This is a genomic window from Ruegeria sp. CDSA034 (assembly GCF_059612275.1).
Genome location: NZ_JBXWQH010000020.1, coordinates 23,271 through 39,438, shown reverse-complemented (window position 1 = coordinate 39,438; position 16,168 = coordinate 23,271). Strand labels below are relative to the sequence as shown.

Annotated in this window: 13 protein-coding genes; 4 read left to right on the top strand and 9 right to left on the bottom strand. The window is 57.2% G+C overall.

The window, feature by feature from the left end; translation table 11 throughout:
• Positions 1 to 12: 12 nt before the first annotated feature.
• Entirely contained in the window at positions 13 to 300 is a 288-nt protein-coding gene (locus tag AC2FLJ_RS22030; RefSeq protein ID WP_039533371.1) for an HU family DNA-binding protein, read from the top strand.
• A 99-nt stretch (positions 301 to 399) separates the two neighbouring features.
• Here AC2FLJ_RS22030 and AC2FLJ_RS22025 read toward each other — a convergent pair whose 3' ends face one another.
• Complete coding sequence (locus tag AC2FLJ_RS22025) at positions 400 to 2,295, bottom strand: amidohydrolase (RefSeq protein WP_496699974.1); 1,896 nt, start codon at positions 2,293 to 2,295, stop codon at positions 400 to 402.
• Positions 2,296 to 2,477: 182 nt separating this feature from the next.
• Positions 2,478 to 3,686: a BCCT family transporter gene (locus AC2FLJ_RS22020; RefSeq protein ID WP_496699973.1), complete on the bottom strand. Its 1,209-nt coding sequence runs from the start codon at positions 3,684 to 3,686 to the stop codon at positions 2,478 to 2,480.
• 169 nt (positions 3,687 to 3,855) lie between these two features.
• On the opposite strand from AC2FLJ_RS22020, the gene AC2FLJ_RS22015 reads away from it, so the two are divergent.
• On the top strand, positions 3,856 to 4,743 hold the full coding sequence (locus AC2FLJ_RS22015; RefSeq protein ID WP_282171090.1) for a DMT family transporter: 888 nt from the start codon (positions 3,856 to 3,858) through the stop codon (positions 4,741 to 4,743).
• Positions 4,744 to 4,847: 104 nt separating this feature from the next.
• On the opposite strand, the gene AC2FLJ_RS22010 is transcribed toward AC2FLJ_RS22015, so the two are convergent.
• Positions 4,848 to 5,240: a glutathione peroxidase gene (locus tag AC2FLJ_RS22010; RefSeq protein WP_496707674.1), complete on the bottom strand. Its 393-nt coding sequence runs from the start codon at positions 5,238 to 5,240 to the stop codon at positions 4,848 to 4,850.
• A gap of 145 nt (positions 5,241 to 5,385) precedes the next feature.
• Between AC2FLJ_RS22010 and msrB the strand changes: the two genes are divergently transcribed.
• A complete protein-coding gene (gene msrB / locus AC2FLJ_RS22005; protein WP_058279328.1) occupies positions 5,386 to 5,835 on the top strand; it encodes a peptide-methionine (R)-S-oxide reductase MsrB in 450 nt (149 codons plus the stop codon).
• The gene (gene msrA / locus AC2FLJ_RS22000) at positions 5,832 to 6,341 is read left to right on the top strand and encodes a peptide-methionine (S)-S-oxide reductase MsrA (RefSeq protein ID WP_496699969.1); all 510 of its coding nucleotides are present in this window, start codon (positions 5,832 to 5,834) and stop codon (positions 6,339 to 6,341) included. Before msrB ends, msrA begins: the two co-directional genes overlap by 4 nt.
• A gap of 26 nt (positions 6,342 to 6,367) precedes the next feature.
• On the opposite strand, the gene AC2FLJ_RS21995 is transcribed toward msrA, so the two are convergent.
• From AC2FLJ_RS21995 to AC2FLJ_RS21970, 6 genes are all read right to left on the bottom strand, one after another.
• Positions 6,368 to 8,371 carry a hydantoinase/oxoprolinase family protein gene (locus AC2FLJ_RS21995; RefSeq protein WP_496707671.1) on the bottom strand — a complete coding sequence of 668 codons (2,004 nt, stop codon included), beginning with the start codon at positions 8,369 to 8,371 and terminating at the stop codon, positions 6,368 to 6,370.
• A 72-nt stretch (positions 8,372 to 8,443) separates the two neighbouring features.
• A complete protein-coding gene (gene queG, locus AC2FLJ_RS21990) occupies positions 8,444 to 9,481 on the bottom strand; it encodes a tRNA epoxyqueuosine(34) reductase QueG (RefSeq protein WP_496707669.1) in 1,038 nt (345 codons plus the stop codon).
• Positions 9,482 to 9,559: 78 nt separating this feature from the next.
• Positions 9,560 to 10,225: an FtsZ-binding protein FzlA gene (gene fzlA, locus AC2FLJ_RS21985; RefSeq protein ID WP_058275204.1), complete on the bottom strand. Its 666-nt coding sequence runs from the start codon at positions 10,223 to 10,225 to the stop codon at positions 9,560 to 9,562.
• A 58-nt stretch (positions 10,226 to 10,283) separates the two neighbouring features.
• Positions 10,284 to 11,018, bottom strand: coding sequence for a monofunctional biosynthetic peptidoglycan transglycosylase (gene mtgA, locus AC2FLJ_RS21980; RefSeq protein WP_496699966.1), 735 nt, complete (start codon positions 11,016 to 11,018; stop codon positions 10,284 to 10,286).
• A 161-nt stretch (positions 11,019 to 11,179) separates the two neighbouring features.
• A complete protein-coding gene (gene gltB / locus AC2FLJ_RS21975; RefSeq protein ID WP_496699965.1) occupies positions 11,180 to 15,712 on the bottom strand; it encodes a glutamate synthase large subunit in 4,533 nt (1,510 codons plus the stop codon).
• Positions 15,709 to 16,143 carry a GFA family protein gene (locus tag AC2FLJ_RS21970; protein ID WP_496699964.1) on the bottom strand — a complete coding sequence of 145 codons (435 nt, stop codon included), beginning with the start codon at positions 16,141 to 16,143 and terminating at the stop codon, positions 15,709 to 15,711. Before AC2FLJ_RS21970 ends, gltB begins: the two co-directional genes overlap by 4 nt.
• Positions 16,144 to 16,168 lie beyond the last annotated feature (25 nt).

Sequence of the window (16,168 nt, the reverse complement as noted above, 5' to 3'; positions counted from 1 at the left end):
GGAGACCAAGAAATGGCAAAGCCTATGACAAAGACTCAGCTGGTGGCTGCTCTCGCTGAGGAAATGGGAACCGACAAGAAAGCTGCAAACGCAGCGTTGGAGGCCATGACCGGCCTGATCACCCGCGAAGTTTCAGCCGGCGGCGCAGTGACCCTGCCTGGCGTTGGCAAAATCTACTGCCGCGAGCGCCCCGAGCGCATGGTGCGCAACCCCGCCACCGGCGAGCAGTTCAAGAAAGAAGCGGACAAAGTGGTCAAAATGACCATTGCGAAAGCTCTGAAGGACAGCGTGAACGGCTGACCTCAGCTTTCACTGCAAACGATTGAGGGCCGCCGCTTGGGGGCCCTTTTTCTTTGCCTGATCTCAATTGACTTAATCAGAGCACCAGTATGCCCACTTTCACAGATGGGTATGAACAACCTTGAGCGCATGGTTCAGCATTGCTCGGTTGACCTCTTCATCAGCTAGAGAATTCGGAGCCAGCGTCGGCGTAAGTGAGGCTTTTTGCGTTCGCTCACCAACCGGAAGAACACGCCCCTCCATAACGGTTCCCCAAACATTAATGTCGCGGATCATCGCCGGGTCCACACTGAGGGGATTTTCATCCAGTATAGTCAGGTTAGCCCTTTTGCCTGGTTCGATACTTCCGATCTCATCACTCAGCCTAAGGGCATAAGCCGCCTCGATTGTGACTCCGCGAAGCGCCATTTCAGCGGGCACCCTCTGATCCGCGCCAGCGATGCGGCCGGAAGTGGTTTCTCGATTTACAGCACACCACATCAGAAACAGCGGGTCCGCAGGTGCCATCGGCATGTCGGAATGCAGCGACCATGGAATTCCGGTGAGTGATAAGTCGCCTAAGCGAACCATCGAATCCGCTCGTTCCGAGCCGAGACCAACTTTTGAGTACTGATCCGCCAGCGCGGTAACGTAATATGGATTCCCGCTGACGATGGCTCCCAGCGCTCTGATCCGTTCGACTTGATCCGAAGCGCTGACTGCAAAATGCACTAATACGGTTCGGTGATCATATCTTGGGTTCCGGCGTAGATTCGATTCGAGCGTATCAAGAACCCGATCAAGCCCGGCATCACCATTGACGTGAATATGAATCTGATAGCCCGCGTCCCAGTAAATGCGGAACGCACGTTCAAACAAATCGCGGTCCATCATCCATTCACCGTCATGGCCATCAAGATAAGGATCACGTACCTGCATCAGCAGCGAATAAATTGCGCCATCTGCAAAAAGCTTTGCCTGCTTTGGCGCTAGACTTGTCATGCCACCATACCAAGAAGCCAGCTTTTCGGTTTCAGCAATGACTTGCGCATCATCCGAGTAGGTCGCGACCATCGACTTTGCATCCACGATAAATGACCAGCGAAATGGCATGTCCGGGTTCGAGAAGACTTCGTTAACGCCGTCCTGAACCGGCTTAGACAGAATCCCGCCCGGCTCATTGCCGAAGGTAATGCCTTTGGCGTGCATATAGTCGCGCGTGATTTCCAGACCGGATCGCAGGCGTTCGGGGGTTGCGACCATATTCGCGATGTTAGGCAAAACTGCGAACAGGCCCTGTTCCCAAAACCGCGCCTCTTCAAAACTGCTTTGCTCTTTTGCTGACGGGCTGAAAGTTTCAAACTTGTCCCGGGTGACACCGCCACGTTCCATTGCCGCCGAGTTCAGTACCATCTCGTGACATGAGCGCGCCCAAACAAGAATAGGACGTGTTTCGCTGATTGCATCGAGGTCAGAACGCGTCAACGGGCCGTAAAATGCCGGATGATACCCCCAGCTAAGCAAAGGTTCGTCTGGATCCGACTTTTCAGATTCCGCTTTGGCAAGACGCTCCATGAATTCTTGTTTGTCCGTGACACGCGGCACTGTTCCGCTCGGCAAAACCCAATCCTCAATTGCGAGGATTTCTGACGACATTGTTAGGGAAGCAAGCACCGGATGGTCATGTTGTGCAATAAACCCAGGAACGATCACGTTATCAGCGAACGTCGTATCGATTTCGTAAGGTTGGTCGCCTAAGACGCGCTGTACATCTTCCAGTGTTCCCGCCCAAAGAATTCTGTCACCGACAATGGCAACCGCTTCGGCCGTCGGGCGCGCATCATCCAGCGTGATGATTTCTCGCGCAGTGTAGATCGTTGCCTGAGGCAGCGAGACGATCGATCCGCCGATATCTTGTAATGATCCGGTTTCCGCCAAAACATGCTGCAAGGGTGTCAAAGTTGCAGCAGAAGCAATTCCAGCACCCACGAATCTCCGGCGGCCGATATCTTTCATAGTGAAGTTCCTTCAGACAGTACGGTTGGAATGGAATTCGGATTCAAAAAATGAACTACTTCCATTACATTATCTGAATTTCATTTATTGTCTCGCTCTGACACGAAAAAACCCCACAGAACATTCTGCGGGGTTTGATTTTTAGCGGCGCATCCGCCGCCTGTCGAAATTCAGGTTTTGGCTTAGTGAACAGTCTCAACCTTATGGAAGTCCAGATCACGATCTTCCGGCATTGAATCGATGCTCAGCACCTCTTTGCGCTTGGTGATCAGAATATAGACCACGCAGGCCAAGTACAGACCGACGACCACGGCTCCGATCCACTGGATCTGCAGCCACTGGCTCTGGAACAGCAGGGTGAGGACAAACAACAAAGCGACGTTGCCTGCGACGTAGATCGCCTTGCCGAACCGCTCGACAGTCAGGTTCAGGTTGTCGGTATAGAGGCGGATCAGGGAGTCCAGCGAGTTGATCACAAAGGTCACGCCCACGATCACCATCGCGATGTTGGTGATGCCCGCAGTGCTGATGCCGTTCAGGTGATAGTAATAGAGAACGGTGAACCAGATCGCCAACGGGATCGACGGGAAGATCAGCAGCGCCGCCAGCAATTGCCAGGTTTTCAGCCCACCAACAAAGCGCGAGGTGAACTGGCCAATCATGATCGACCACGCAAACCACCAGAACAGGTAGAAGGCGTGATAATCAGTCAACGGCAACACAAACTTGTGCAGATTGGCGAAATAGGCACCGATATTGCTGCCGGTTTCAACAATTCCGGTCATGCCCATCCCCGCGGCAATCCACATTCCGAGGATCAGCGTGAGGAACAGGATAGTCGAACCTACAGAAAGGATACGGACGTATTTCAGGTCGGTTGACGAATAAGCCGCCGCCAAAATGACAACAAATACGATGACATAGAAAGTGGTGACCACGGATTCGCCATCTCCGACCTCGGGCAGATAGCCGGGCAGGTAGATCAGGAACAGGCTGGCGGTGAAGGCACAGGTGCCAATGATGACCACGTTGTTTATCAGCTTGACCAGCGGGATCTCAAAGAACTTCACTCGGGGTTCGATGACGCAGAAATAGAACGCTGTCAGGAAGTAGAAGGCCCAGATTAGGAAACCCCAGAAGCCGAACTCGATGGCCAGCGGGTTTGCGAAGGCATAGGCTGGTTCCTCGGCATAGCCGCCAAACTCGGTCAGCGGGAACATGATCAGGCCGACATCCAGACCGGATGTGAACAAGATCGCAATGAAGGTGAACAGATGCACTGGCGTGACGCCCACACAACGCAGGTTCCACCATTTCACAACGAAGAAAGCGACCAGGCCCAATGCCAGTAGGACGCCGAAAGACAGAATATACTCCAAAAGCACCAACATTCCTCCCTTGGTTAGTCAGAGTGCGGATCGTATAGCTTTAATTGACTGGTCAATCAACAAAACTGCCAATGCTGAATGCAACTGGCGAAACCTGTGTTTATTTTGACGCGCGGCGCTTGCGCGTTTCACATAATTCGGGAACAGTCGCGGCGTTTGGGAAAGGGTCACCATGGATCTGCGCGCCATAGCCATGGGGCTGGCATTTGCCTTCATTTGGTCGTCAGCCTTTACCTCGGCGCGGATTATCGTCGCCGATGCCTCGCCTCTGTTTTCACTGGCATTGCGGTTTCTAATTTCGGGGCTGCTAGGCGTCGCGATTGCGTGGGCCATGGGCCAAAACTGGAGGCTGACCCGCCCGCAGTGGTACGCGACCATCCTGTTCGGAATATGCCAAAATGCCCTTTATTTGGGTCTGAACTTCTACGCAATGCAGACCGTACAGGCGTCTGTTGCGGCGATTATTGCATCAACAATGCCCCTGATCGTCGCGCTGGCCAGCTGGGCTCTTTTACACGAAAAACTTCGACCGTTGGGCGTGTTCGGGTTGCTGGCCGGTTTCGCTGGCGTCGCGTTGATCATGAGCAGCCGGATAAGCGCGGGCGCAGACCTGTTTGGCGTCATGTTATGCGGGCTTGGGGCACTTGCGCTCAGCTTTGCGACCTTGGCTGTGCGCGGGGCAACGTCTGGCGGTAATTTCATGATGGTGGTCGGACTTCAGATGCTTGTGGGCGCGGCGATTCTGTTCCTCGCAGCCCCCATATTCGAGACGATCTATATTCACCCTAACGGTCCGTGGGTTCTGGCGTTTGCCTATACAACGCTGTTCCCGGGACTGTTAGCCACTCTGATCTGGTTCCTGCTGTTGAACCGAATCGGCGCGATCCGGGCTGCGACTTTTCACTTTCTGAACCCGGTGTTTGGTGTGGCCGTCGCCGCAGTTTTCCTGGGCGAAAAACTTGGGCCCATGGATGCAGTAGGTGTCGGTGTCACAACGCTGGGTATTCTTGCGGTGCAGTTGTCCCGGCAAACCGATCAGCGGAGCAAGGCCTCAACCTGACGCAACAGTTTCGGTGAATCCGGCTTGACGTTCGACCCATAGGTCGCAATCACTTCACCCGCTGGATCTATCAGGATCTTGTTGAAATTCCACTTGGGTACGAATCACGTCTGCTGAGCAACCGCACGGTAGAACGGATGGGCCGCAACGCCCTTTACCGACGTGATGTCGGTCATGGGCAAGGTCAAGCCATAGTTCATCTCGCAGAACTGTTTGACCTCTGCCGCCGTGCCTAATTCCTGATTGAACGAATCCGAGGGGACGGCCAAAACCACGAGACCTCGATCAGCATAAATGTCATGGATCTTTTGCAAGCCAGCGTATTGCCCTGTGAACCCGCAATGGGATGCCGTGTTCACAACCAATACCGGCTTGCCTCGCCAATCCTCAAGGGACAAAGTGCCACCGTCGATCGAGACAAATTCACCGGTCAAAGGTGCTGCTTGAACCACGCGGGCAACCAGCAATAGGACGGATAACAGAAGCAGTCTGAACATGGCGTCACCTCCTTTATTGTGAATTACGTACGCGTCTGGCATTCGGATCACCTGCACGAGAACGCGAGCCGATTGAAATATGATTTTGATTTCCGCGCCAGTATGCCCAAATAAAGGCCCAAGTCACATCAACACCGGAGAAGCCATGACCCGCTACACCAAAGACCCCGAGGCCATTGCCGCTCTCTCACCCGAAGAATACCACGTCACCCAGCGCAGCGGTACAGAACGCCCCGGCACCGGAAAACTGCTGAATAACAAGGAACCGGGTATCTACGTCGATATCGTCTCGGGCGAACCGCTGTTTGCCTCGGCCCACAAATACGAATCCGGGTGCGGTTGGCCCAGCTTTACCAAACCCATCGTGCACGAGCATGTCGAAGAAATCGAAGATCGCACGCTTGGCATGATCCGGACCGAGGTCCGCTCGAAACATGGGGATAGTCATCTGGGTCATGTGTTTCCCGACGGTCCGCGCGAACACGGCGGGCTGCGTTACTGCATCAACTCTGCCTCCTTGCGGTTCATTCATCGCGATGAAATGGAGGCCGAAGGGTATGGCGAATACCTGATCCATGTGGAGGACATCCAATGAACACTGAACGCGCTGTTCTTGCCGGAGGTTGCTTTTGGGGCATGCAGGACCTGATCCGCAAACTGCCCGGCGTTTCCAGCACCCGCGTCGGCTATACCGGCGGCGACGTGCCAAACGCCACCTATCGCAACCACGGCACCCATGCCGAAGGGATCGAAATCATTTTCGACCCCTCGCGGATCACCTATCGTGACCTGCTCGAGTTCTTCTTTCAGATCCACGACCCGACAACTGTGAACCGTCAGGGCAACGACCGTGGAATGAGCTATCGCTCGGCCATTTACTATGTAAATTCTGCGCAAAAACAGATGGCCGAAGACACGATTGCCGACGTGAATGCCAGCGGTATTTGGCCGGGCAAAGTCGTCACAGAGGTCGAACCCGTAGGCGATTTCTGGGAAGCCGAACCTGAACATCAGGATTACCTTGAACGTATCCCCAACGGCTATACCTGCCACTTCCCACGCCCCGATTGGGTTCTGCCCAAACGCGACGCAGCTGAGTAACCGGTTGGCCCCCTTCCTAGCGGGGGCTAACCAGACGCCATCCTAGGGCGCCCGCTGGCTTCGACCGTGATCATCGCTTCGACAAACACGTCCTGCGCTTCGATGCGCGCAGTGCGGATGTCGCGATCGACAACCACCCGGATATCTGCTGCTCCGGCCTGTCGCACTGCACCCTCGGCCTGATCCGTCAGAACCGTTTCCAGCAACGCCAAGGCCTTGTCGGATTCTGTGAAGTCCTGGGGCCCTTCTTCCAGGTGAACCCGGTAGCGGCCTTCTGACGGAGACGTCACCGTTCCCGATCGGCGCAGAGTAAGTCGTCCAACAACCGCCCCGATCGCGTTGGCCACGCCTGCGTGTTCCGGCAGGATCATAGTGCAATGCAAACGATCCCCGACAGCCGGATAATAGCTTGGAGCCGAAGCGCCAAGACCTACCACATCCACGTTCAGCGATGCGTCCAGTGCCAGCAAACCGCGATGCCGCGCCAGCCCCTTCTGCATCAGGACATGCCGAGCAAGGTCGGCGGGTGAGAGGCAAAAACTCTCGGATTCTTCTGCGAAAGCGGTCTCTAACAAGGTCAAAGATGTCTGTTCGGTCAGTTGATCCACAATCATCTGCGCCAACTGTTCCGGGGTGGCGGCCAATCTATCGCCAGTCCCCACCCGCTTGCGCGCAACCAGCTCCAACGCCTTGTGGGCTGCGTCCGCATCCCAGGTATCCAATCGGCCCAAAACATGGCTGGCATCCGATGGCGTCACACCCGAAACCTGAACGACACCGCGATCCACCAGACGCGACAAAGCTCCGTTTTCCATACGGGTGCGCAGCAGGTCGCTTAGGGGCATGACGTTCTCGCCCAGCCTCTCCAACAGCGACTCTTCGCGCGCACCCAACCCGTCGGCGTTGATGCCGGGAACACGGCGGGCGAACCGCGTGTCATGCTCACCCACAGTCGTCGCCCTTAGTTGGGTATCCAGAACGGCGTGAACGACCTCAGGTGCCTCTGCGGCAATCAGGGAAACCGGCAGCACCCGTCGCGACCCCAAAAACACACCGCCACCCAGCCCTTCGGTGACCACATGCACCTGGCTGTCTCCACCCAATCCGTGGGTGCGCATGGCAACCGCCTCAACCATCGTACGAAACCCGCCGACTTGCGCGCCCGCTGGGTCAATCGCCGGTTTGCCGTCCCGGATCAGCGCGACATCGGTGGTCGTACCGCCAATATCTGACACCAGCGCGTTTTGAACCCCAGTCAGCCAGCTTGCACCGACGATCGAGGCCGCAGGACCACTAAGGATGGTTTCAATCGGCCGCTCCCGCGCCTGTTCTGCGCTCATCAGCGCGCCGTCACCACGCACAACCATCATCGGGGCCGTGATCCCCAGATCAACCAACCGATCCTGCGCCCGCCCGATCAGACGGTCGATCATGCCGATCAAACGCGCGTTCAAAACCGCCGTGACCGCGCGTTTCGGACCGTTCAGCTTGGCCGACAACTGATGAGAGCACGTTACCGGAGCCCCGGTTTTCTCGGCAATGACACGCGCGGCATGCAATTCATGCGCCGGGTTCCGCGTTGCGAACTGCGCGGCAACCGCAAACCCAGAAACATCTTTGTGCGACGCCAAAAATGCTTCCAACGCATCGACATCCAATGGAGCAGCCTCACCCCCGGCGTGGCTATGCCCACCGCCAATCACCAGCGCTGGATCACCCTTCAGCGCATCCCGCAGCCCATGTTTCTCAAGGTCTGCTTCCTTGAACCCGATGTAAATCAATGCGACTCGACCACCCTGCCCTTCGACCAAGGCATTCGTCGCCAACGTCGTCGACAAAGACGCCATTGAGATCTGCTCCGGCGACACCTGAGCTTGATCCAACACTGCCGAGATCGCCTGACCAACCCCAATGGCCAGATCAGCGCGTGTTGTCAGGGATTTGGCCGAGGCGATCACCTCTTTCTCATCCCGGATCAGCACTGCGTCCGTATAGGTTCCACCTGTATCCACCCCCAAAGCCAACGCCATCGGGATCTCCTTCCTGTTCGCTGCCGATGGGTGTAGCGGTTTGGACCGACACGTCCAGCCTGTTTGCGTCACTTAGGATAATCGTTTCACCGCCCAGCGCGCGGCGTCCGCCACCGTTGGGTCAGGATCATCGGCAAGCGCCTGCGCGACGGGCATCAAATCCGACTGTTCCGAGTTGCCAATCGCGTAAAGCACATTGCGCACAAACCGATCCCGCCCGATCCGCTTGATCGGCGAGCCCGAGAATTTCGCGCGAAACGCCGCATCATCCAACACAGCAAGCTCGGCCAACGGCGGCGCTTTCAGATCATCACGTGCGGCGTATCGCACATCACTCGCGGCGACCGCAAATTTGTTCCACGGACACGCGGCCAGGCAATCGTCACACCCATATATCCGGTTACCCAGTTTGGGGCGCAATTCTTCATCGACCGGCCCTTTATATTCGATCGTCAGATATGAAATGCAACGCCGCGCATCCAACTGATACGGGGCGGGAAACGCCTGCGTCGGACAGGCGCTCAAACAAGCTCGACAATTGCCGCAGTGATCCGTTTCAGCCATGTCCGCAGGCAGGTCCAACGTCGTGAAAACAGACCCTATAAAGGCCCAATTTCCCCAGTCGCGGCTTACGAGATTGGTGTGTTTTCCCTGCCAGCCCAGCCCTGCCGCATGGCCCAAAGCCTTCTCCGGAACAGGCGCGGTATCAACAAAGACCTTTACCTCTCCACCCGCTTCCGCAATCAGCCAGCGCGCCATTCGTTTCAGCCGCTTTTTTACCAGATCGTGGTAATCCCTGTTCTGCGCATAAACAGAAATCGCTGCCTTGTCCGGGTGGTTCAAAACATCAGTCGGATCATGCTCGGGCGTATAGCTCTCGGCCAACATGATCACCGACCGCGCCTCGGGCCACAATGCGGCCGGATCGCCACGCCAATGGGTCCGTTCGTCCATCCACCCCATCTGCCCGTGGTACCCGGCATCCAAAAACGCCTGCAAGCGCGACGGCACTTCGGGCACGTCCCAAGGTCGGCAAATGCGACAGGATACAAACCCCTCGCTCAGCGCCTGCGCCACAAGCATTTCTTTTAGACCTGATCCGCTCTTCATCTGGCTGCAAATATCCTCGGGGGTGAATTGGCACACCGGGCCAAGAGGGGGCCGACAGCCCCCTGAACCTTCACCCTATCAGAAATCCAGATCGGCGTAATGCGGCGGTGGCCGGAACCCAGGAACCTGATCTGCCAATATAGACCGGAACGCAGGTCGTGACTTGATCTTGGCATACCAATCCTTGACCGCCTGAGAACGGTTCCAATCTACGTCCGAGATGTAATCCAGCGCAGACAGATGCGCAGCAGCGGCAAAATCGGCCAGTGTCATCTGATCCCCCGCCAGCCAGCGCCGATGATCCAGCAGCCATGCCATATAATCCAGATGATACTTGATCGCCTTCGCGCCTGCCTTGACGTTTTTGCTGTCGGGATACCCCTCGCCCGTCACCTTCTTATTTACCCGTTCATACAGCAGCCTCGATGTCACTTCGTGATGGAATTTGTCATCAAACCACCCTACCAGACGCCGTACCTCGTAACGCGCTTCAGGTTTTTTGGGCATCAGCGGAGGTTCAGGGCGGGTTTCTTCGATATACTCACAAATGGCGGCGCTCTCCGCCATGACCTGCCCATCAAGACGCAATACCGGTACTTTTCCGGCAGGGTTGCGGCGCAGGAAATCCGGGTCTTGTTCCCAGTATCGTTCCTCGACCAGCTCAACCTCGATCTTCTTTTCCGCAAGCGACAGGCGCACCTTGCGGCAATACGGGGACAGGGGAACATGAAACAGACGCGCCATAATCTTCCAATCGAACCAGTGAATACCCCTCAGCTTTAGCCTTGAGAGGCATAGGGTTTCAATCCTCGAAACAATCCGCGCGACCATCTGCGCGGATGGTGGCCGCCCCATCCAGTATGGATGCTGCCCGTCTGCGGGTCCGAACCGATGGGTCTGTGACGGATCTGTTTCGAGGCGAAGGCAGGATCGCCGCCAGCCGTGCCGCCTGTACTGGGGACATCTTGGCCGCACTTGTTCCGTAATACCGCTGTGCCGCGGCCTCGACCCCGAATACCCCCTGTCCGGTCTCGGCAACGTTCAGATAGACCTCCAGAATCCGCTGTTTGCTCCAGAAGATTTCGACGACGGGCGTAATCGACGTTTCAAACGCTTTGCGCACCCAACTGCGCCCCTGCCACAGGAACACGTTCTTCACGACCTGCTGTGTAATGGTCGAGGCCCCTCGACTGCCGCCATCTTCCAGCGCATCGCGGATTGCTTCAACGTCAAAGCCCCAATGCAGGCAGAAATTAGCATCTTCGGCGGCGACAGCAGATCTGCCCATAACCGGGGCAATTTCCTCTATCGGCACCCAATCACGCTCAACCTTTCCCAATCGTCGCCATTCTGACCAGATCGTATGAGTCACCGGCGGATTGACCACCGAGTACAGCAGGACCAACCCAACGATGAAGGCCACGACACCCAAAGCGGCGCGTGTGACCCAACGACGAATCCGCGGGATCAGTGGCCTTTTTGACTTTGACGCCTTGCTTTTCTTTTTGCTCGACTTGCGCGCTGCTGTTCTTGCCATTTTGTTGCTATACGACGCTGTGGCCGGGTTTGGAACGGTTTATCTTGCCTGATCTGAGCGTTGCGCGGGTATGCAATCTTAAGCAAGGCCGGTCCGTAAATTGAAAACCCCGCGTGTCCTTGGTGACACGCGGGGTTCTGATTTAGTCTAACTATTTCCGCTTACTCGGCGGGAACAGCAGTTGCCTCGGTTGTCAGAGGATGGCTGAGCTTGTTCAGCATCTCTTTCGGGCAAACCTGAAGGAAGTTGGCCTTTTCGACCTCCCAATGTTGCAGAATGTCGGCGGCCTTGCGGCTGTTGGTTTCAGCCTGATGTGTTTCGATCAGCGATTTCAACTGATCTTCCCAATGGTCGACGGCCACCGGACAGGTCACCAGCGTTTCCATGTTCATCAGCTGCTCGGCCTTTCCTTCGGGGTCGTACAGATAAGCCATACCGCCCGTCATGCCTGCGCCAAAGTTGGCACCGATGCCGCCCAGGATCACCGCGATACCACCGGTCATGTATTCACAGCCGTTCGAGCCACAGCCCTCGATCACCACAGTGGCGCCCGAGTTCCGAACCGCGAACCGCTCACCCGCGCGGCCAGCCGCAAACAGGTGTCCATCGGTTGCGCCGTAAAGAACGGTGTTGCCGATAATGGTGTTCTCGTCCGCTTTCAGGGGGCTAACCTGCGGCGGACGCACGACGATTGTGCCCCCGGACAGGCCTTTACCGACATAGTCGTTGGCATCACCCGACACCTCGAGCTTTAGACCCGGGGCCGCGAAGGCCCCCAGCGACTGACCGGCCGAGCCCTGCAGTTTCACGTGCAAGTGGTCCGGCTGGAACGTGTTCCGCATCCCGAAATTCTGCACGATATGGCTGGACACTCGCGTGCCCACGGTCCGATGCGTGTTCTGAACCGCATAGGACAGCTGCATTTTCTCACCGTCTTTCAGGAACCGTGCAGCATCGCGCACAATCTCCGCATCAAGCGTATCGGGCACTGCATTGCGATCTCTGTCGCGGTTGTAGACGATGTTATGGGCACCATCGACGGTGATCAGCAGCGGGTTGAGGTCCAGATCATCCAGATGCGCTGAACCGCGGCTGACCTGCGCCAGCAGATCTGCCCGTCCGATGATATCGTCAATCGACCGTGCGCCGAGGCTGGCCAGCAACTCGCGCACTTCCTGTGCGTAGAAGGTGATCAGGTTGACGACCTTATCGGCATTACCGGTGAACTTTGCCCGCAGGGATTCGTCCTGAGTACACACACCGACCGGGCAGGTGTTCGACTGGCACTGACGCACCATGATACAGCCCATCGCGATCAGCGCCGCGGTGCCAATACCGTATTCCTCGGCTCCCATCATCGCGGCCATGACGATGTCACGACCGGTGCGCAAGCCACCATCGGTTCGCAGGGTCACGCGGTCGCGCAGGTTGTTCATCGCCAGAACCTGATGTGCCTCGGTCAGGCCCATCTCCCACGGCAGACCGGCGTATTTGATGCTGGTCGCGGGGGACGCACCGGTGCCGCCATTGTGCCCCGAGATCAGGATCACGTCCGCTTTGGCCTTGGCCACACCGGCGGCAATCGTGCCAACGCCCGAGGACGCCACCAGTTTTACCGTCACTTTGCAGCGCGGGTTGATCTGTTTCAGGTCATAGATCAGCTGCGCCAGATCCTCGATCGAGTAGATATCGTGGTGCGGTGGTGGCGAGATCAGGGTCACGCCCTTGGTCGAATGACGAAGACGTGCAATCAGGTCGGTGACCTTCATGCCCGGCAGCTGACCGCCTTCACCGGGTTTTGCACCCTGGGCGACCTTGATCTCAAGCTCTTCACACTGGTTTAGGTATTCGGCAGTCACACCGAACCGGCCCGAGGCCACCTGTTTGATCTTGGCCGACGGGTTGTCGCCATTGGGCTCCGGCACGAAATGCGCCGGGTCTTCGCCACCCTCGCCGGAGTCGGATTTCGCACCGATCCGGTTCATCGCAACGTTCAGCGTCTTATGCGCCTCGGGCGACAGCGCGCCCAGCGACATGCCTGGCGTGACAAAGCGTTTACGGATCGAAGTGATCGATTCCACTTCTTCAATCGGGATTGGTTTGCCCAGCGGTTTGAAATCCATCAGGTCACGCAGATGGATCGGCGGGTTCGACTGCATTTTGGCCGAGTACTGCTTCCACAGCTCATAGGACGCCCGGTTACAGGCCATCTGCATCATATGCATCGAGGTCGCTTCCCACGCGTGGGTCTCACCCGATTTCCGCGCCTTGTAGAACCCACCGATGGGCAGCACGTCCAGACCATTGACCCATGCCTTGGCGTGGATTTCCTCGGCCTTGGTCTGAATACCGGTAACCCCGATGCCGGAAATCCGGCTGGTCATTCCAGGGAAGTATTCGGCCACCATCGCACGGCTCAGGCCAACGGCCTCAAAGTTCAGACCGCCGCGATAGGACGAGATTACCGAGATTCCCATCTTGGCCATGATCTTCAACAGGCCCTGATCGATCGCTTCGCGGAAGCGGGCGACATTTTCGGTCAGGCTCCCGTCCAAAAGGCCGCGATCAATACGGTCGGCCAGCGAATCCTCGGCCAGATAGGCGTTCACCACTGTCGCACCACAACCGATCAGAACGGCAAAGTAATGCGGGTCGACACATTCCGCCGAGCGTACGTTCAACGAACAGAACGTCCGCAGGCCCTGACGGGTCAGGTGCGAGTGCACCGCACTTGTGGCAAGGATCATGGGCATCGCCACACGACCTTCGCCCGAGTTCATGTCGGACAGAACCAGATGCCCAGCGCCAGATCGGACGGCCTCTTCTGCTTCGGCTCTAACACGGGCTAATGCGTCGCTTAGTGCGCCTTGGCCGGGCTCAAAGCTACAATCGATCTCGGCCAGCGGTGCATCAAAGCTTTCAACCAGCTTGTCCCATTGCGCGTTGCCGACAAAGGGGCTTTCCAGAACCACAATCTCGGTCTGGCTGCTGTCTTCATCCAGCACGTTCTTGAGGTTCGCAAATCGCGTTTTCAACGACATCACGCGGTATTCGCGCAAAGAGTCGATCGGCGGGTTGGTCACCTGGCTGAAGTTCTGCCTAAAGAAATGGCTGAGTGGGCGGTATTGCTTGGACAGAACTGCCGAGGGCGTATCATCGCCCATCGAGGCCAGCGCCTCTTTGCCGTCCTCCGCCATCGGGGCGAGAATCTGTTCCAATTCTTCTACCGAATACCCCGCTGCAATCTGGCGCTTGCGCAGTTCTTCACCCGAAAAAATCGGGGTTTCGGTCACGCCTGCCAGCGTGGCATCCAGATCGTGAATCTTGCCGACCCATTCGCCAAATGGCAGCGCACGGGCCAGTTTGTTCTTGATCTGTGTGTCGCGGAACAACTTGCCCTTCTTCATATCGACGGCCAGCATCTGACCCGGGCCAAGCGCGCCTTTTTCGGTCACAGTGGCCTCATCAATCGGCACCATCCCGGCCTCGGACCCTGCAATGACAAGACCGTCGCCAGTTACTACGTAACGCATCGGACGCAGACCGTTCCGGTCCAGACCCGCACAAACCCAACGGCCATCGGTCATCGCCAGTGCGGCGGGGCCGTCCCACGGCTCCATCACCGAGTTGCAGTAAGAATACATGTCGCGCCACGCCTGCGGCAGCTCGACCGCCTGTTTGGACCAGCTTTCCGGCACCAGCATAGTTTTCGCCATTGGAGCCGAACGACCCGCACGCACAAGAACCTCGAATACCGAGTCCAGAGCCGCCGAATCCGACGAACCACCCGCGATGATCGGCTTGATGTCCTCGGCATAATCACCAAAGGTCCCGCTGGCCATGCGGATCTCATGGCTTTTCATCCAGTTGATGTTGCCCTTCAGCGTGTTGATCTCGCCGTTATGGGCCAGCATGCGGAAAGGCTGTGCCAGCCACCACTGCGGGAACGTATTGGTCGAATATCGCTGGTGGTAGATGGCAAAGGCACTTTCAAAGCGCTCGTCCATCAAATCGGGGTAGAACACCGCGACCTGCTCGGCCAGCATCATGCCCTTATAGATGATCGACCGGCAGCTGAGCGAGGCCAGATACAGATCAGAAATCCCGGCAGCCAGTGCCGCCTTTTCGATGCGGCGACGGATCACATAAAGCTCACGCTCAAACGTGTCTTCATCCACACCTTTTGAGTTCGAGATCAGGATCTGCTCGATCTCAGGGCGGGTGGCGTTGGCTTTTTCACCCAAGCAGGTCACATCGACCGGCACATGACGCCAGCCATATATGTAATAGCCCATGCGCAGGACTTCGGTTTCCACGATGGTCCGGCACTGTTCCTGCGCACCGAAATCGGTGCGTGGCAAAAAGACCTGGCCAACCGCAATCAGTTGATCCAGTCGCGGCTCATGCCCGGTGCGGCGGATCTGGTCATAGAAGAACGGAACCGGGATCTGCACGTGGATACCCGCGCCGTCACCGGTCTTGCCGTCTGCGTCCACCGCGCCGCGGTGCCAGATTGCCTTGAGCGCATCGATCCCGGCATCCACCACCTTACGCGACGCTTTGCCGTCAATCGAAACCACAAGACCTACGCCGCATGAAGAATGCTCTTCATCCTCGGAATAGAGACCATTTTCGGCCATCCATTTGCGCTTGGCTTCTACTGCCCGCACCCAATCGGCATCATATTTGGTCATTGGCTGTCTCCTTCTTCCGGCGGGGCATACATGGCTTCGACCTCGGCTTTGGTCATCTGCCGGCGCTCTCCTGCGAACGCGTAGCCCTCGGGCTTTTTATCTATGTAAAGTTCAAGTTTCAGCAGGTTGCCGGTGTCGTCAAAAAGACCGGCAGCCATTTGCGTTTGTCCGTGCATCTCGCCCGGCAAAGTGATCCGATACCACAGCGCCGAACCACAGTCCGAGCAAAACGCCCGCTCGGCCCATTCCGACGAGGTGTAGGTCTTGACCGGTCCTAAGGCGGCATAGCCGGGCTCGGCCGCGAAGGTTACCAGCATCGAACTGGTCCAGCGACGGCATTGATCACAATGGCAGGCACCCAGCGAATCCCGCGCCGGGGTTGCGGTCACCGTGACCGCGCCGCACATGCATTGACCTTGCAATTCGGGCATCAGACCCTCCTGTCGCTGGGCTAGG

What these genes read in the sequence shown, in the direction of transcription:
- AC2FLJ_RS22030 (WP_039533371.1), top strand. Translation starts at nt 13, where the DNA reads ATGGCAAAGCCTATGACAAAGACTCAGCTGGTGGCTGCTCTCGCTGAG.
- AC2FLJ_RS22025 (WP_496699974.1), bottom strand. Translation starts at nt 2,295, where the DNA reads ATGAAAGATATCGGCCGCCGGAGATTCGTGGGTGCTGGAATTGCTTCT.
- AC2FLJ_RS22020 (WP_496699973.1), bottom strand. Translation starts at nt 3,686, where the DNA reads ATGTTGGTGCTTTTGGAGTATATTCTGTCTTTCGGCGTCCTACTGGCA.
- AC2FLJ_RS22015 (WP_282171090.1), top strand. Translation starts at nt 3,856, where the DNA reads ATGGATCTGCGCGCCATAGCCATGGGGCTGGCATTTGCCTTCATTTGG.
- AC2FLJ_RS22010 (WP_496707674.1), bottom strand. Translation starts at nt 5,240, where the DNA reads ATGTTCAGACTGCTTCTGTTATCCGTCCTATTGCTGGTTGCCCGCGTG.
- msrB (WP_058279328.1), top strand. Translation starts at nt 5,386, where the DNA reads ATGACCCGCTACACCAAAGACCCCGAGGCCATTGCCGCTCTCTCACCC.
- msrA (WP_496699969.1), top strand. Translation starts at nt 5,832, where the DNA reads ATGAACACTGAACGCGCTGTTCTTGCCGGAGGTTGCTTTTGGGGCATG.
- AC2FLJ_RS21995 (WP_496707671.1), bottom strand. Translation starts at nt 8,371, where the DNA reads ATGGCGTTGGCTTTGGGGGTGGATACAGGTGGAACCTATACGGACGCA.
- queG (WP_496707669.1), bottom strand. Translation starts at nt 9,481, where the DNA reads ATGAAGAGCGGATCAGGTCTAAAAGAAATGCTTGTGGCGCAGGCGCTG.
- fzlA (WP_058275204.1), bottom strand. Translation starts at nt 10,225, where the DNA reads ATGGCGCGTCTGTTTCATGTTCCCCTGTCCCCGTATTGCCGCAAGGTG.
- mtgA (WP_496699966.1), bottom strand. Translation starts at nt 11,018, where the DNA reads ATGGCAAGAACAGCAGCGCGCAAGTCGAGCAAAAAGAAAAGCAAGGCG.
- gltB (WP_496699965.1), bottom strand. Translation starts at nt 15,712, where the DNA reads ATGACCAAATATGATGCCGATTGGGTGCGGGCAGTAGAAGCCAAGCGC.
- AC2FLJ_RS21970 (WP_496699964.1), bottom strand. Translation starts at nt 16,143, where the DNA reads ATGCCCGAATTGCAAGGTCAATGCATGTGCGGCGCGGTCACGGTGACC.